Origin of the sequence: Massilia sp. BSC265, from assembly GCF_000740675.1 — a bacterium.
GTDB lineage: Bacteria > Pseudomonadota > Gammaproteobacteria > Burkholderiales > Burkholderiaceae_D > Telluria.
Genome location: NZ_JPXI01000013.1, coordinates 1 through 15,581 on the forward strand (window position 1 = coordinate 1; position 15,581 = coordinate 15,581).

Below are 15,581 nucleotides of genomic sequence, written 5' to 3' on the forward strand. Positions count from 1 at the left end.
CGGACGTGCGCCGTCGCCTGCGTCAGTACGGCATGCCCGAGCCTGCGAGGGAGCTGCGTCCGGTGCCGGGCCGCGACAGCTACACGATCATCGTCTACATGGAACCCGCCACTCCGGAAACGCTCAACAAGCTCGGCCTCGACCTGGAAGCACGCAGCTATATTCGCCGTACGGTGGAAGCGGCGCGCGACAACAATTCTTTCACTTCCTCGGGTATGCGCGTCAACGTGCTGCCCGGCTTCGACCCCCGCCAGAACATCCTCGCGATGCGCTTGCCCGTTTACCGCAGCGGCATGCCGATTGATACCGTCCTGCAGCGCCGTGCGGCCTATATCGGCAGTGTCGGCATCGGTTTCGGCGTCAACATGATGGTCAGCGGCGCACTCGAGGGCTTCCCGGCCGATGGCGTGCGCCTCATCCTCACCGACCTCGACGATGTACCTCTGGAGCCGGGCGAGGCGCAGCCCAGCGCGGTCCTCTACGACAGCCATTGGACGACGAAACGCCGCTCAATGCCCGACGAGGCCGACCTGTTTCGGGCCAGCCTGCCGATCGAATTCAAGAGGCGCCAATGGCGCGCCGATTTCAGCATCGCCAAATCGGCGCTGTATACGCGCTTCGATGTCTATTATCCGTGGATGGCCGCCCTCGCCGGAACGCTCAGCACCGCCCTGCTGTATGCGCTGTTCCAGACCATGGCCTCGTCGCGCCGCCGCGCCCTGCGCATGGCCGAGGACATGACACGCGAACTGCGCGCCAGCCAGGCCAAGCTGCAGGCTACCAACGAGAAGCTGCGCCAACTGGCCGCGCACGCGGAACAGATCAAGGAAGGTGAACGCAAGCGCATTGCTCGCGAAATCCATGACGAGCTCGGGCAGAACCTGCTGGCGCTGAAGATCGAGGCCGAGATCCTGGCCAACCGCACGCGCGACCGCCATGCACGCCTGCACGAGCGCGCTGCCGCCACCGTGCGCCAGATCGACCTGACCATCCGCAGCGTGCGCCAGATCATCAACGACCTGCGGCCGAACGTGCTCGACCTTGGCCTGAGCGCGGCAGTGGACTGGCAGGTGACCGAGTTCTCGCGCCGCACCGGCATCGAGTGCGAACTGGTCGAGGACGAAACCGAACAACGTCTTGACGACCATTGCGCTACCGCCTTCTTCCGCATCCTGCAGGAGTCGCTCAACAATGTGGCCCGGCATGCGCGCGCAACCAAGGTACGAATCGATTTGCACCAGCACGCCGACATGCTGACCATGATGATCCGCGACAACGGCGTCGGCCTGCAGCCAGGGAGCCGCAACCGCAACGGTTCCTTCGGCCTGGTTGGTATCGAAGAGCGCGTCAACATTCTCGGCGGCAGCTTCTCGATCAGCAGTGGTCCGGATACCGGGACCACCATCGTCGTCACCATTCCCGTGAGCAGCCACCTGCCTGGATCACCCGTCTTCCCGGCACACGACAGTGATGTCGTGCTGCCGGCCATCGCCTGAAAACATGGAACAGACTTGCGGCCATGTTGTCTCGTTTCAGCACAGCAGTTTCTCGGTTGACAGAACTCAACATTGAACCTGACCGGTCGCAGGACAATTGATATCACTGCCACCTGTCAAGACGCAGTTCTTGGCTTCTGATTAACCGCGTCGCGTTCTTCGAGGAGGATTGTTCTGACGTACCGCTTCAACACTAGGGATAAAAAAAAGAATGCCTTAACAAACAGATCTACAACAAAAGGTGATAACTATGTCGAACAACGAATTTGCAGCATTCGAAGCACTTGATCTTGCCCCGATCAAAATGAAACTGATGCATGTGGAATCCGGCGAAGGCTGGTCCGCGCTGCGGGCCGATGCAGTGGAAACGGAGTACCGCCGCTTCCTGTTCCTGATGAAGAAATACCCCGAGGCGGAGGCATCGCCGACCGTCGACGTCGACATCTTCTGGCATTACCACATCCTCGACACGATGAAGTACGCACGCGATTGTGAAGTCGTGTTCGGCTACTTCCTGCATCACGATCCCTACGTCGGCATCGGCGCCGGTGCGAACGATGACGAGCATGCCTCTGGCGGCGAGCGCATGCGCGAAATCTACGAAGCGGAGTTCGGTGCCGGGCCTGCCGCCAACGCCGCGCACGCATACTGCGCCGCGCCGGGCAAGCCGGGCAAAGCCGCCAACGCCGCGTACGCATACTGCGCCGCGCCTGGAAAGCCGGGCGAGGCCGCCAATGCCGCCTACGCGTACTGCGCAGCGCCGGGCAAGCCGGGCGGGGCCGCCGACGCCGCCTACGCGTACTGCGCCGCGCCGGGCAAGCCGGGCGAAACCGCCAGCGTCGCCCACGCATACTGCGCCGCGCCGGGCAAGCCGCCGCAGGCGCAGCCTGACGTCACAGCATATTGCGCCGCACCGGGCAAGCGACTGGCGCACGCTGCCTGATTTGTCTTTTCCCCACGGCCGGCCGACACTTGCGTCCAGCCGGCCGTTTTTATTCAGGCGTTCAGACCGAGAACGCCTGCGCACTACCCTCAGGCCGGACCATCAACTCGCGCAGTTCACGAATGCTGAATTCGCTCTCTTCATGCATGCGCAACAGCAGCGTGGCGCCGATCGGCAGGGTGTTGTGGCGAATCTTGCTGATCACCGGCGGCGCCACTTCGAGCACGCGCGACAATGCGGCGTCGTTCTTCAGGCGGAGCTTGGCGATGATGGCGTCGAGGAGCCGGTTGGGGTCGTATTCCGCGCCGGGCGGGAGGCGTCTGATGGGCATGGGTTTCTTTCAGGATTGTTAAATATTTGTCACTTTGCGTGATCTAATTGCGAATTCATTGCATACAGGGCCAAAACGGCATCATTTGTATGGCATTTTTCGTCAGGGACGAAATGATACACATTCGTCTAGCAATTTGCACAAGGCGCTGCCGTTTTTGATGGCATCCTCGGTTCGCAGGGCGTGCACATGCCTCCGGCAGGCCGGTGGCGTCGATGGACAGGTGAGTGCCGCCCCGGGCGCAGGGCGGCGGAAGGTTTACTTCTTCTTGCCGGGAGCGGCCTTCTTGGCCAGCCCGCTGGCCTGGTACAGGGCGCGGGCGTCGGCATGCGCGCGCTCGGGAGTGCGCATCTCGGGCTTGTCGTCGTGCGCCACAAAATATTCTTTGTCCTGCGCATCGACGACGATCTTGATCGCGGCGGCATCCGCGACCCCATATTTTTCGACGATCAGGGTGGTTACTTCGTCGAGGTATTCTTCATAAGTCATGCTGGCCTCTCGTTCCGGGTGCCAGATTGTACGGGAGCCGCGCCCAGGTACGCCAGCGCACTTCCTACGTCGGGATAGCGCAGCCGTACACGCAGCTCGCGCTTCAGGCGCGTATTGTCCAGCCGGCGCGACTCGGACATGAAGGACAGCAGCGTCGGCGTGACCGCCGCCTGCAGCTCGGGGCGCGGCAGGCGTGGCGGGCGCGCCAGGCCAAAGGCATCGGCCACCGCGTCGAAATACTCGCCCATCTTCATGCGGGTGTCGTCCACCGCGTGCACCACCCGGCCTGCCCCGCGGGCGCGGAACAGCGAAAGCAGAACGATGCGCGCCAGGTCGTCGGCATGGATGTGGTTGGTGTACACGTCGTCTTCGGGGCGCAGGGCCGGGGTGCCCTGCTCCAGCCGCTTGATCGGCAGCCGCTCGGCGGCATAGATACCGGGCACCCGCAGGATGGACAGCCGCGTGCCCGCCGTGAGCGCCCAGGCGCGCAGCACGCGCTCGGCATCGACGCGCCGCCGGGCGCGGGCGTTGCGCGGCGCCACCGGCCGCGTCTCGCGCACCAGTTCGCCGCCGCAGTCCCCATACACGCCGCTGGTGCTCACGTAGACCAGGCGGGTTGCCTTGCCCAGGGCCGCCACCAGGTGGCGGGTGCGGCGGTCCATGGCGCCATCGGGCTGCGGCGGGGCCAGGTGCACGACCCAGTCGGCCAGGCCGCGCAGGCGCAGCAAGCTGGCGGGACGGTCGAGGTCCGCCACCACCGGCACGGCCCCGAGCGCGCGCAACTCTGCACGGCGCTCCGGCTGGCTGGTGAGGGCGAACACGCGGAAGCGCGCGGCGAGCAGCGGCAGCAGGCGCATGCCGACGTCGCCGCAGCCGACGATGAGCAGGCGCGGACGGTGGAAAGCGGGAGCTTGGATCATGGCGGTGGTGCGGGATGAAAGCTTGTCACTCTAGCACAGCCTCGGGCCAGGGTTTCACGGCTCCGGTGGCCCCGGTGTAGAATACCGACCGTTAAATATTGTCAAATCAACGGCTTGCCATGCGCAGCCACCAACTTCAGATCCTGCATGACTTTCCAGATCACCGTCCAGCCCAGTGGCCACCAGTTCACCTGCGAAGCCGACGAAACCGTCCTCTCCGCCGCCATCCGCGCCGGCATCGGCCTGCCCTACGGCTGCAAGAACGGCGCCTGCGGCTCGTGCAAGGGCAAGGTGCTGGACGGCGAGCTGACCCACAAGCCGCACCAGCAACGCGCCCTGACCGACACCGAGAAGACCCAGGGCATGTCGCTGTTCTGTTGCGCGGTGCCGCAGCAGGACCTGGTGATCGAGGCGCGCGAGATCGGCGGCAGCTCGGAATACCCGGTGCGCAAGCTGCCGACCCGGATCGCCGGCATCCGCAAGGCCGCGGAGGACGTCGCCATCGTCACGCTGCAGCTGCCGGCCAACGAAGCGCTGGCCTACCGCGCCGGCCAGTACATCGAATTCCTGCTCAAGGACGGCAAGCGCCGCGCCTACAGCATCGCCTGCGCGCCCTCGTTCAACGGTCCGCTCGAGCTGCACATCCGGCACCTGCCGGGCGGTCTGTTCACCGATCACGTTTTCAACGCCATGAAGGAGCGCGACATCCTGCGCTTCGAAGGCCCGCTCGGCACCTTCTTCCTGCGTGAAGAGTCCGACAAGCCGATCGTGCTGCTGGCCTCGGGCACCGGTTTCGCGCCGGTGAAGGCGCTGGTCGAGCACCTGATGCACCTGAAGTCCACCCGCCCGGTACGGCTGTACTGGGGCGGACGCCGCCCACAGGACCTGTACATGGACGAGCTGTGCCGGGCCTGGGAAACCACGCTGCCGGACTTCCAGTACATCCCGGTCATCTCGGATGCGCTGCCGGAAGACGCCTGGCAGGGCCGCACCGGCTACGTGCACGCGGCCGTGATGCAGGACATCCCGAACCTCTCCGGCCACCAGGTGTATGCCTGCGGCGCGCCCGTCATGGTGGAGTCCGCGCGGCGCGACTACGTGGCGCAGTGCGGGCTGCCGGAAGACGAGTTCTTCGCTGACGCCTTCACCACCGAGGCGGACCTGGCATAAGGCACGGCAAGGCCGCATTTCGGGCACAATGCAAGGCAAACAAGCCCAAGCATTGTCCCGAAAGCCCCACATGTCTCTGCTGTCCTCTTCCAGCGGCCTGGCCGTCCTGCGCAACCGTAACCTCGCCTTTTATCTTTCCAGCCGCTTCCTCGGCACCCTCGCGGTGCAGATGCAGAGCGTCGCCATCGGCTGGCAGGTCTACCAGATCACGGGCAGCCTGTTCGACCTCGGCCTGATCGGCCTGGCGCAGTTCGCGCCCTTCCTGGTGCTGATCCTGTGGGCCGGCCACGTGGCCGACCGCTACAACCGCCGCAACATCGTCCTGCTGTGCATGGCCACGCAGCTGCTGTGCAGCCTGCTGCTGGTCGGTTTCACCGCCAGTGCCAGCACCATCGTGTGGCCGGTCTTCGCCATCCTGGTGCTGTTCGGCTCCGCGCGCGCCTTCATGATGCCGGCCTCGCAGGCCGTGCTGAAGAACCTGGTGCCGAACCAGGACTTCAGCCAGGCCGTGGCCCTCGGTTCCTCGACCTTCCACGTGGCCGTGATCGCCGGCCCGGTCATCGGCGGCCTGCTGTACGCCTTCGGCCCGATGACCGTGCACATGGTCGCGGCCAGCCTGCTCATGATCGCGGTGCTGTGCATGTCGCGTACCCGGGCGACCCAGCAGGCCCGCAGCCAGGGCCCGGTGAGCTGGCATTCGCTGATGGAGGGCCTGCGCTTCGTGTGGTCGCGCCCGATCGTGCTGGGCGCGATTTCGCTCGACCTGTTCGCGGTGCTGTTCGGCGGCGCCACCGCCCTGCTGCCCGCCTATGCGCACGACGTCCTGCACGTGGGCCCCTCCGCGCTGGGCTGGCTGCGCAGTGCGCCGGGAGTGGGGGCGGCGCTGTGCTCGATCGCGCTGGCCTTCTTCCCGATCACGCGCCGGGTCGGCCTGTGGATGTTCGGCGGCGTCGCCGTGTTCGGCCTTTCCACGCTGGTGATGGGTTGGACCGACAGCTTCCCGGTGGCCCTGTGCGCCCTGTTCCTCCTTGGCGCCGGCGACATGGTGAGCGTGTACATCCGTCACCTGCTGGTGCAGTACGAGACCCCGGACGACATCCGCGGGCGCGTCAGCGCTGTCAACTCGGTGTTCATCGGCGCCTCCAACGAACTGGGCGAATTCGAATCGGGCGTCACCGCCGGCTGGCTCGGCCTGGTACGCGCCATCCTGCTCGGCGGCGCGGCCACGCTCGCGGTAACGGGGCTGTGGGCAGTCATGTTCCCGGTGCTGTCGCGGATGGACCGTTTCCCGCACCATCAGGAAGAAAAAAGCGAAAGGCTGCGGGCATGAACCGCCCGGTGCTGAGCGTGCTGGTGGTCGAAGACCACCCGACCATTGCCCGCCAGATCGTCGATTTCCTCGACGGCCTGGGCTGGCAGCTTGACCATGCCGGCACCGGCGCCCTGGCCATCCGGCTGGCCACGGAGCAGCCCTATGACGTGGTGCTGCTCGACCTCAACCTGCCCGACGTGGACGGCCTGCAGGTCTGCCGCGCGATCAAGGCGGGTGCGCCGAGCAACGTGCCGGTCCTGATGCTGACCGCACGCGACGCCTTCGAGGACAAGGCGCAGGGCTTTCGCGAAGGCGCCGACGACTACCTGGCCAAACCCTTCGACCTGCGCGAGGTGGCCCTGCGCTGCGAAGCGCTGGCCCGGCGCGGCACGCTGCACCAGCGGCAGGAGCTGCGCGTGGGCCCGCTGACCCTGCTGGCCAGGGAAAAGCGCGCACTCTACGAGGGCAAGCCCCTGCCTCTCACCCAGACCGGCTTCAGCATCCTGCTCCTGCTGTGCAGGGAACACCCGCATCCGGTCTCGCGTTCCATGCTGGTCCAGCACCTGTGGGGCGCGCATCCGCCCGACAGCGATGCCCTGAAGTCGCACATCTACACCTTGCGCAAGGTGCTGGAGCAAGCGTCCGGGCGCAGGATGCTCGCCACCATCCTGCAGCTGGGCTACCGGCTCGACCTGGACGGGAACGACAATGGCTAGGTCGATCCGCCGCAGCCTGTTCGCCGCCCTGGCGGGATTCACCGTCCTGATCTGCCTGTGCTACACGGGCCTGGCAGTGGTCATTGCCTATGTCACCGAGGACATGCTGGTGGAGCGGCTGCTGGTGCGCGAAGCCGCCGCCATCGAGCAGCACGCCGCCCGGCATGGCGTCCTGCCGCGTCCTGCCAGCGACCTGGTCACCCTCCACACCAGCCGCGACACGCTGCCGACCGTGGTACGCGCGGCAACCGCGCCCGGGGACCTGCGCGCCGAAGTGTTTACCAGGACCGGCCAGCACTACCACCTGATGGTGCGCGACCTGGCCGGCGGAGCCGGCCAGGCCGGTACGCGGCGCATTTACATGCTGGCCGACGTCGCTCCCGTGCTGGTGGTGTCGAAGGTGGTGCAGGATGTGGGCGGGGTGCTGATCTTCGTCGCCGCGGCCTTGATCGCGCTGGCCCTGCTGCTGGCCTGGCTGCTGGCACGGCGCCTGGTACAGCCGCTGCAAATCCTGGCACAGGAAGCGCAAGCCCTGCGCCCCGGCGGCACGGCCAGCTTCAGCGCACGCGGGCGGCCGGACGAGATCGGCATCCTTGCAGAGCGCCTGGAGAGCAGTTTCAGCGAGTTGCAGGCGGCCCTGCGCCGCGAGCACGATTTCACGCGCGACGTCGGGCACGAGCTGCGCACGCCGCTGACCATCATGAACAACACGCTGGCCCTGGCGGCGAGGCGGCCGCTGGGCCGGGACGAGTTCGGGCAGCTGCAGGCCGGCCTCGACGAACTGCGCGCCACGATCGATGTCCTGTTCGCGCTGGCGCGTGCCGAACACGTCGGACTGGACGTGTTCGACCTGCGCGACTGCATCGAGCATGCCCTGCTGGGCGTGCCCGGGGCGAACGAGTGGGACGAGCAGCGCCTGGCGCTCACGCTTCCGGAACGCCTGCCGGTGCAGGGCAACCGCCACCTCGCTCTTCTTCTCGTCACCAATTGCGTAGGCAATGCCCTGTTCCACGGAGGCCCGCAGGCCAGGCTCGCCATCGGCTACGCGGATGGGAAGCTTGTCATCGCCAACACCCTGGACGCGGCGCACGCCGGCAAGGTGCAGGGCTTCGCACACGGTCAGAACCTGCTGGCGCGGGTCGCACGCAGCATGGGCTGGGCGATCGCCTTCCATCCGGGCGAAGCGCGCTACCGGGTCGACATCCGTCCCCTGCCCTCGCGCTGAAAAAGCCGGCGGATTTCACCGCGATTTCACCACCCTCCCCTTAGGCTGGATGCTCCAACACGAGGGAGCACCCAATGAAAATCCTGATCGCCCTGCTGGTCCTGTCCAGCGCCTGCAGCACCGCCTTCGCCCAGGTGGGCAGCCTGGTCCACAAGGAAGAAAAACGCCGCTACATCGTCTACACACCGCCTTCCTACCATGCCGATCCGCGGCAGCCCTATCCGGTCGTGTTCAACTTCCACGGTGGCGGCATGAGCATGGCCGAGCAGATGCTCTACACCGGCATGAACCGGGCCGCCGACCGCCACCGCTTCATCGTGGTCTACCCGAAGGGCACCAAGGAAGACTGGAACGTCGGCTTCGGCATGCCTTACCTCGGCGGCAGCGACGATGTCGGCTTCACCGAAGCCCTGCTCGAGAAACTCAAGAAGGAATACCGGATCGACGCCTCGCGGGTCTATGCGACCGGGCTGTCGCGCGGCGGCTTCTTCGCGCTGCGCCTGGCGGCCGACCTGCCGCAGCTGTTCGCGGCGGTCGCGTCGGTGGGCGGGCCCATGCCGGAGCCGGTCGTCCAGCACCATACGAAACCGGGCAAGGTCGGCGTGATGCTGATCCATGGCACGGCCGACCAGGTCGTTGCCTACGACGGCAAGGCCACCGGTTCCGGCTACCTGTCCGCCGTCGACAGCCACCGCTACTGGATCAAGCGCAACGGCCTCGAGGGCACCCCCGAACAGACACGCAGCTTCAATGACGACAGTCTCGACGGTACCGAGGTCAGCTACCGGGAACAGGGGAAGGACGGCGCCCGCGTCGCCCTGGTAACGGTCAAGGAAGGTGGCCATACCTGGCCGGGCGCCGATGCCTTCAATGTCGGCCTGCCGATCGGCAAGACCACGCGCGACGTGGATGCCAACGAACTGATGTGGCAGTTCTTCGCCAGGCACCGCCGCTGAACCCTGGAAGCGGATGTGGCCGGCCTTGCAACTTGCGGGACCGGCCCCACCTGTCATAACAGGACGCGGCCAAAACGCGGCCGCGGGTAAGATCAAGCCGTTATGACAACAGGAGCAATCGTATGCAAATCAATGTCAATACCGACCGCACCATTACCAACCACCAGGGCCTGGATGAACACGTGGAATCAGTCGTCCGCAGCTCGATCGACCGTTTCGGCGACCACATCACCAGCGTCGAAGTACACCTGAGCAACGAGAACAGGCAGAAAGGCGCCGATGGCGGCAACTCGTGCATGATGGAAGCGCGCGTGCGCGGCTACCAGCCGATCGTGGTGCACGAGCATTCCGACGACCTGCGCCAGTCGATCAAGAACGCCGGCGGCAAGCTGGCACGTGCCCTCGACAGTGCCCTGGGTCGCCTGCAGGACAAGGACCGCCACGGCCACGCGGCCCCGGCAGTCGATCCCCTCGCAGACAAGCACCTGACCGATTCGTAAGTGGTGCGATCGCACGCCCGGCTCCTGGGCGTGCGCTTGTCTTCCTCATCGGTTCAGCCAGCGCCTTCCAGCATCGCCCGCAGCTCGCGCAGGTAGCGCAGGCCGGCCAGCGCGCGGCTGCCGTACCACGACATCATTTCTCCATCGACCAGCAAGACCGGAATGCCGATCTGCTTCTCGAGCGCGTCCGCGTGGGCTTCCGTGAAGCGGTAGGGCTCGGTGGACAGCAGCACGGCGTCGAGCTGGTCCACCAGTTGCTCGGACCAATCAAATCGCGGATAGCGTGCCTCCCCGAGTTGCGGGACCTGCCAGCCCAGCTCGGCCAGCATGGCGGCGATATACGTGTCTTTCGACACACTCATCCACGGATCCTGCCAGATGCAGTACAGCACGGTGCGCGCCGGCGCCGATGTACTCACCGAGGCGGCCAAGGCCGCGTGTTCCTGCTCGAAGGCGGCACACCAGCACTCCGCCGCCTCTTCCGCGCCAAAGATTCCGCCCATCAGGCGCGCCAACGCCAGGTTATCGCCCGGCACCACCGGATGGGTGACGACGATGTGCGGCACGAACTCCGCCAGCTTGTCCACCGTCGGCTTTTCGTTCTCGTCGATATTCACCACGAGGTGGGTCGGCGCCAGCTTTCGGATCTTCTCGATGTTCACGTCCTTGGTGCCGCCGACCTTCGGAATCGCCTCCACCGTATCGCGCGGATGGATGCAGAAGCCGGTACGGCCGACCAGCTGGCCAGCCAGGCCGAGCTCGCACAGGAGCTCGGTGAGCGAGGGCACCAGCGACACGATGCGGGCGCCTGGCGCGGGATGGTGTTGTTGGCCGAGCGCGTCGACCAGGTGGGCAGGATTCGTCATGGCCGCCATTTGACCACTGTTGTTTCTGAAACGCCAGTCCGTGCACAGGAGTTGCAATAAGGTATCATGCCCCCACATGATGTTGACTTAGAGTAGCTTTCTTTTCACCTGAGAATCCCTTGGACCCGATCGGCACTTTCGGTGCTTCTTCTTACAGCACGCGCGACCTGCAACTGTTCCGCGACGCCGATGACCCGATCATCGGGCAAATGCTCGCCCCCTGCGCGGTCATTCGGGTAGCGGCAGGCCGGCGGGTCGAGGACGGCATGCGTGCGCGCCTCTACATTGTGCTTTCCGGAATGCTGGAAGTGGCGCCCGATGCCCACAGCGGCAGCGAGGACAGTGGCGTCAGCCGTGTGCTGCCCGGCGAGAGCGTGGGTGAGCAGGCCGTGCTGGACGACGCGGTCAACCTGGCCGCGATGACGGCACTGGAAGACTGCGAGCTGCTGGTAATCGAGCCGGAACTGGTGTGGCAGCTGATCGACCGCTCGAACGTGCTCGCCCGCAACCTGCTGCGCCTGCTGTCCTTCCGTGTGCGGCATGCCAACGCCCAGCTCAAGCGGCGCCAGCGGCTCGGCGAGTTCTACCGCCAGCTCTCGCTCAACGACGGCCTGACCGGCCTGTACAACCGCGCCTGGCTGGGCGAGATGCTGCCCAAGCTGGCTGCCCGCGCACGCCAGGACGGCAGCCCCTTGTCGATCATCATGATCGACCTCGATCACTTCAAGCGCTTCAACGACACCCATGGCCACCTGGCGGGCGACGCCGCGCTATCAAGCGCCGCCGGTGTGATCCGGGAATCGCTGCGGCCCTCCGACTTCGCGGTGCGCTACGGCGGCGAAGAACTGATGGCGGTGTTGCCGGACACCCCGGCCGCCCAGGCCGAGATGGTGGCCGAGCGCCTGGCCGAACGCCTGCGCACGACCATGGTCTTTCCGGACATGCGCCTTCCCCTGCCCCACATCACCGGCTCCTTCGGCGTGGCCAGCCTGGCGCCCGGCGGCGACGAGCATGCGCTGATGGCCGCCGCGGACGCCGCCTTGTACCGTGCCAAGCAGGCAGGGCGCGACAGAGTCAGCGTGTAACTCATCGGTTCCGCCCGGCTGACGCCGCGCCGATTCTGTGCCACCATGGCGCCTGCCTGTCCCAACGGCGACAAGATAAGAATACATGAGCACGCATACCTTCCTCTGGCACGACTATGAAACCTTCGGCGCGACCCCGCGCCGCGACCGCCCGGCCCAGTTCGCGGCCATCCGCACCGACGCCGAGCTGAACGAGATCGGCGAGCCGATCATGCTGTACTGCCAGCCGGCGCCGGATTTCCTGCCCGACCCGCAGTCCTGCCTGATCACCGGCATCACTCCGCAGCACTGCCTCGAACACGGCGTGCCGGAACACGAATTCGCCCGGACCATCGAGGCCGCGTTCAGCGAGCCCGGCACGGTCGGTGTCGGCTACAACACCATCCGTTTCGACGACGAAGTCACGCGCCACCTGTTCTGGCGCAACCTGATCGACCCGTACGCGCGCGAATGGCAGAACGGCTGCGGGCGCTGGGACCTGCTGGACGTGGTGCGCATGACCTATGCGCTGCGCCCGGACGGCATTGAATGGCCGAGCAAGGAAGACGGCAAGCCGAGCTTCCGCCTGGAAGACCTGACCAGGGCAAACGGCCTGGTCCACGACGCGGCCCACGACGCGCTGTCGGACGTGCGCGCCACCATCGCCCTGGCCCGACTCATCAAGCAAAAGCAGCCGAAGCTGTTCGACTTCTGCCTGGAACTGCGCCGCAAGGAGCGGGTGGCCGCCGAGATGGGCCTGCACCTCGACCCGGGCCAGCGCCAGCCCTTCCTGCACGTGTCAGGCATGTTCCCGGTCGAGCACGGCTGCCTGGGCCTGGTCTGGCCGCTGGCCCAGCACCCGACCAACAAGAACGAGATCCTGGTGTGGGACTGCCGCCACGACCCGTCGGAACTGTTCGAGCTCGACGTCGAGACGATCCGCACCCGCCTGTTCACCCGCAGCGCCGACATGCCGGAAGGGATGACGCGCCTGCCGATCAAGAGTGTGCACCTGAACAAATCGCCGATGCTGGTCGGCAACCTCAAGACCCTGCACCCCAGCATGGCGACGCGCTGGCACATCGATGTCGAGCAGGCGCGGGCGCACGCGGCCCTGGCGGCGGGCGGGCGCAATATGAGCGCGATCTGGGCCGAGGTGTTCAAGAAACCGGCGCCAGGCGCCGCGGCAGACGTGGACGAAGACCTGTACGGCGGTTTCGTGGGCAACGGCGACCGCCGCAAGCTGGAGTCGCTGCGCCAGGAAAAGCCCTCGGTGCTGGCCGGCATGCGGCCCTCGTTCGAGGACGAGCGCCTGGGCGAGCTGTTCTTCCGCTACCGCGCACGCAACTTCCCGCAGACCCTGTCGGAAGACGAAAGGGAACTGTGGGAGGCGCACCGCGCGGCAAGGCTGTTCGAGGGGGTCGCCGGGGCGCGCACGGTGGACCAGCTGTTCATGGAGATCGATGCGCTGTCCGAGAGTGCGGACGAGCGGGCGGAGGAAATTCTCGGCGCGCTGTACGACTATGCGGAGACGATTGCGCCGAGCAGGTATTGACGCTTACCCCCGCGCGGCGTTGATCGCGTCGCGCGTGTCCATCGCCACCCGACGCGCGGCTGCAGCGAAATCCTCGCCACCCTGCGGCGCCGCATACAGAATTGCCCGCGAGGAATTGATCATCATCCCGGTGCGGTCCGCGGTACGTCCCGCCTTCACGGTCGCTTCCACGTCCCCGCCCTGCGCACCCACGCCCGGGATGAGCAGCGGCATGTCACCGACCAGCTTGCGCACCTGCGCGATCTCTTCCGGGAAGGTCGCCCCCACCACCAGCGCCAGCTGGCCGTTGCGGTTCCACTTCTCGGCCACGAGCTGGGCCACGTGCTGGTACAGCGGGCGGCCGCCCACGTCCAGGAACTGCAGGTCCGAACCGCCCGCATTCGAGGTGCGGCACAGTACGATCACGCCGCGGTCCGGCCACTCCAGGTAAGGCTCGACCGAATCGAAGCCCATGTAGGGACTGACCGTCACGGCATCGGCGCCGTAGCGGTCGAAGGCTTCGCGCGCGTACTGGTGTGCGGTGGCGCCGATGTCGCCGCGCTTGGCGTCCAGGACCAGCGGGATGTGCGGATATTGCTCGCGCAAGTAGCGGCAGATTTCCTCCAGCTGCGCTTCGGCGCCCAGGGCCGCGAAATAGGCGATTTGCGGCTTGAAGGCGCAGGCCAGGTCGGCAGTCGCATCGATGATGGCCTTGCAGAACTGGACGATGCCGTCCGGCTGGCCTTGCAGGTGCGCCGGGAAGCGCGCCAGGTCCGGGTCGAGCCCGACGCACAGCAGGGAATTGTTGCGGGTCCATGCTGCGGAAAGTTTATCGATGAATGTCATCCGGGCCTCTTGTCAGTCAGTTATTGCGAACCCAATATTGTACCGCCAGCCATGCTGCTGGACGGATGCAGCATCGGTTTATCCCCGACGATGCGCCAAAATATCTTTACATCATGTATATTTTGACCATTCGACAACTTGCCGTGAAACGATCATGACATCTACCCTCTTCTCGCGCTGGACCCGTACCCTCGCCGTGGCCATACTCACCGGCACGCTGCTGTCCGGCTGCGGCTACAACGAGTTCCAGACCAAGGACGAGGCAACCAAGGCCGCCTGGGGCGAAGTGGTGAACCAGTACCAGCGCCGCGCCGACCTGATCCCGAACCTGGTCAACACCGTCAAGGGCTATGCCTCGCACGAGCGCGAGACGCTCGAGGCCGTCACCCGCGCCCGCGCCGCAGCCACCAGCTTCCAGATCACGCCGGAAGTGCTGAATGACCCGTCCGCCTTCAACAAATTCCAGCAGGTGCAGGGCGAGCTGTCCGGCGCGCTGTCGCGCCTGATGGCGGTGTCCGAAAAATACCCGGACCTGAAGGCCGACACCAGCTTCCGCGACCTGCAGTCGCAGCTGGAAGGCACCGAGAACCGCATCACGGTGGCGCGCCAGCGCTACATCGCGTCGGTGCAGGACTATAACGTTACCGTGCGCAAGTTCCCGACCAACCTGACGGCAATGGTGTTTGGCTACGAGACCAAGCCCTCGTTCACGGTCGAGAACGAAAAAGCGATCTCGACGGCGCCGACGGTCGACTTCGGCAAATAAACGATGCCGACCGGAGGCAGTATCTATCGTTCGCTGTGGGCCCTGCTGCTGGCCTGCGTGCTCGCCCTGGGCTGGGCCAGTACGGCGTTTGCCCAGCTCAAGCCGGTTCCCGCGCTGAGCGGGCGCGTGGTCGACGAAGCCGGCATGCTCGACGCCGGCCAGCGCGAGCGCTTGAGCGCGGTGCTGGCCGACTACGAGGCCCGTACCGGGAGCCAGATTGCCGTGTTACTGGTGAAATCGACCGAGCCCGAAGCGATCGAGCAGTTCAGCATCCGCGTCACCGACGCCTGGAAACTGGGCCGCAAGGGCGTCGACGACGGCGTGCTGCTGATGGTGGCGCGTGACAATCCAAGTTCGCTGCGCCGGCTGCGCATCGAGGCCGGCCGTGGTGTACAGGGCGTGCTGACCGACGCGCAATCGAAACGCATCCTGCAGGACGTAATCGCA

Annotated in this window: 17 protein-coding genes; 12 read left to right on the top strand and 5 right to left on the bottom strand. The window is 66.0% G+C overall.

Translation table 11 applies throughout. The annotated features are described in order from the left end of the window. Both MA09_RS02190 and MA09_RS02195 read left to right on the top strand, forming a co-directional pair. Window positions 1-1,496: CHASE domain-containing protein (locus MA09_RS02190; protein ID WP_051933099.1), on the top strand; the 1,496-nt coding region annotated here is incomplete at its 5' end. Between the two features lie 304 nt (window positions 1,497-1,800). Continuing rightward, entirely contained in the window at window positions 1,801-2,439 is a 639-nt protein-coding gene (locus tag MA09_RS02195; protein ID WP_229440522.1) for a glycine-rich domain-containing protein-like, read from the top strand. A 61-nt stretch (window positions 2,440-2,500) separates the two neighbouring features. Here MA09_RS02195 and MA09_RS02200 read toward each other — a convergent pair whose 3' ends face one another. The 3 genes from MA09_RS02200 to MA09_RS02210 all read right to left on the bottom strand — a co-directional run bounded on the left by MA09_RS02200 (window position 2,501) and on the right by MA09_RS02210 (window position 4,179). After that, the gene (locus MA09_RS02200; RefSeq protein WP_036244959.1) at window positions 2,501-2,770 is read right to left on the bottom strand and encodes a hypothetical protein; all 270 of its coding nucleotides are present in this window, start codon (window positions 2,768-2,770) and stop codon (window positions 2,501-2,503) included. A gap of 258 nt (window positions 2,771-3,028) precedes the next feature. Continuing rightward, the gene (locus tag MA09_RS02205; protein WP_036244962.1) at window positions 3,029-3,259 is read right to left on the bottom strand and encodes a hypothetical protein; all 231 of its coding nucleotides are present in this window, start codon (window positions 3,257-3,259) and stop codon (window positions 3,029-3,031) included. Further along, window positions 3,256-4,179: an NAD(P)H-binding protein gene (locus tag MA09_RS02210; RefSeq protein WP_036244965.1), complete on the bottom strand. Its 924-nt coding sequence runs from the start codon at window positions 4,177-4,179 to the stop codon at window positions 3,256-3,258. The genes MA09_RS02205 and MA09_RS02210 overlap by 4 nt, the downstream gene beginning before the upstream one ends. A 147-nt stretch (window positions 4,180-4,326) precedes the next feature. On the opposite strand from MA09_RS02210, the gene MA09_RS02215 reads away from it, so the two are divergent. The 6 genes from MA09_RS02215 to MA09_RS02240 all read left to right on the top strand — a co-directional run bounded on the left by MA09_RS02215 (window position 4,327) and on the right by MA09_RS02240 (window position 10,058). Next, window positions 4,327-5,349, top strand: coding sequence for a CDP-6-deoxy-delta-3,4-glucoseen reductase (locus MA09_RS02215; RefSeq protein WP_036244967.1), 1,023 nt, complete (start codon window positions 4,327-4,329; stop codon window positions 5,347-5,349). Window positions 5,350-5,419: 70 nt separating this feature from the next. Continuing rightward, window positions 5,420-6,679 (top strand): MFS transporter, encoded by a 1,260-nt coding sequence (locus MA09_RS02220; protein WP_036244969.1) that lies wholly within the window; start codon window positions 5,420-5,422, stop codon window positions 6,677-6,679. Then, complete coding sequence (locus tag MA09_RS02225; protein WP_036244971.1) at window positions 6,676-7,377, top strand: response regulator transcription factor; 702 nt, start codon at window positions 6,676-6,678, stop codon at window positions 7,375-7,377. The genes MA09_RS02220 and MA09_RS02225 overlap by 4 nt, the downstream gene beginning before the upstream one ends. Continuing rightward, the gene (locus tag MA09_RS02230) at window positions 7,370-8,602 is read left to right on the top strand and encodes a HAMP domain-containing sensor histidine kinase (protein ID WP_036244974.1); all 1,233 of its coding nucleotides are present in this window, start codon (window positions 7,370-7,372) and stop codon (window positions 8,600-8,602) included. The genes MA09_RS02225 and MA09_RS02230 overlap by 8 nt, the downstream gene beginning before the upstream one ends. A gap of 74 nt (window positions 8,603-8,676) precedes the next feature. Then, a complete protein-coding gene (locus MA09_RS02235; RefSeq protein WP_036244975.1) occupies window positions 8,677-9,558 on the top strand; it encodes a PHB depolymerase family esterase in 882 nt (293 codons plus the stop codon). 122 nt (window positions 9,559-9,680) lie between these two features. Next, window positions 9,681-10,058 (top strand): HPF/RaiA family ribosome-associated protein, encoded by a 378-nt coding sequence (locus tag MA09_RS02240; RefSeq protein ID WP_036244978.1) that lies wholly within the window; start codon window positions 9,681-9,683, stop codon window positions 10,056-10,058. A 53-nt stretch (window positions 10,059-10,111) separates the two neighbouring features. Here MA09_RS02240 and MA09_RS02245 read toward each other — a convergent pair whose 3' ends face one another. Beyond that, the gene (locus tag MA09_RS02245) at window positions 10,112-10,924 is read right to left on the bottom strand and encodes a helical backbone metal receptor (RefSeq protein ID WP_036244992.1); all 813 of its coding nucleotides are present in this window, start codon (window positions 10,922-10,924) and stop codon (window positions 10,112-10,114) included. Between the two features lie 119 nt (window positions 10,925-11,043). On the opposite strand from MA09_RS02245, the gene MA09_RS02250 reads away from it, so the two are divergent. Beyond that, on the top strand, window positions 11,044-12,009 hold the full coding sequence (locus tag MA09_RS02250) for a GGDEF domain-containing protein (RefSeq protein ID WP_036244980.1): 966 nt from the start codon (window positions 11,044-11,046) through the stop codon (window positions 12,007-12,009). Window positions 12,010-12,094: 85 nt separating this feature from the next. Further along, on the top strand, window positions 12,095-13,543 hold the full coding sequence (gene sbcB, locus MA09_RS02255; RefSeq protein ID WP_036244982.1) for an exodeoxyribonuclease I: 1,449 nt from the start codon (window positions 12,095-12,097) through the stop codon (window positions 13,541-13,543). Window positions 13,544-13,546: 3 nt separating this feature from the next. On the opposite strand, the gene pyrF is transcribed toward sbcB, so the two are convergent. Further along, the gene (gene pyrF, locus MA09_RS02260; RefSeq protein ID WP_036244984.1) at window positions 13,547-14,368 is read right to left on the bottom strand and encodes an orotidine-5'-phosphate decarboxylase; all 822 of its coding nucleotides are present in this window, start codon (window positions 14,366-14,368) and stop codon (window positions 13,547-13,549) included. 154 nt (window positions 14,369-14,522) lie between these two features. On the opposite strand from pyrF, the gene MA09_RS02265 reads away from it, so the two are divergent. Continuing rightward, window positions 14,523-15,134, top strand: coding sequence for a LemA family protein (locus MA09_RS02265; protein ID WP_036244986.1), 612 nt, complete (start codon window positions 14,523-14,525; stop codon window positions 15,132-15,134). A 3-nt stretch (window positions 15,135-15,137) separates the two neighbouring features. Further along, window positions 15,138-15,581 (top strand): YgcG family protein (locus MA09_RS02270; protein WP_036244988.1); only part of this gene is annotated, 444 nt, incomplete at its 3' end.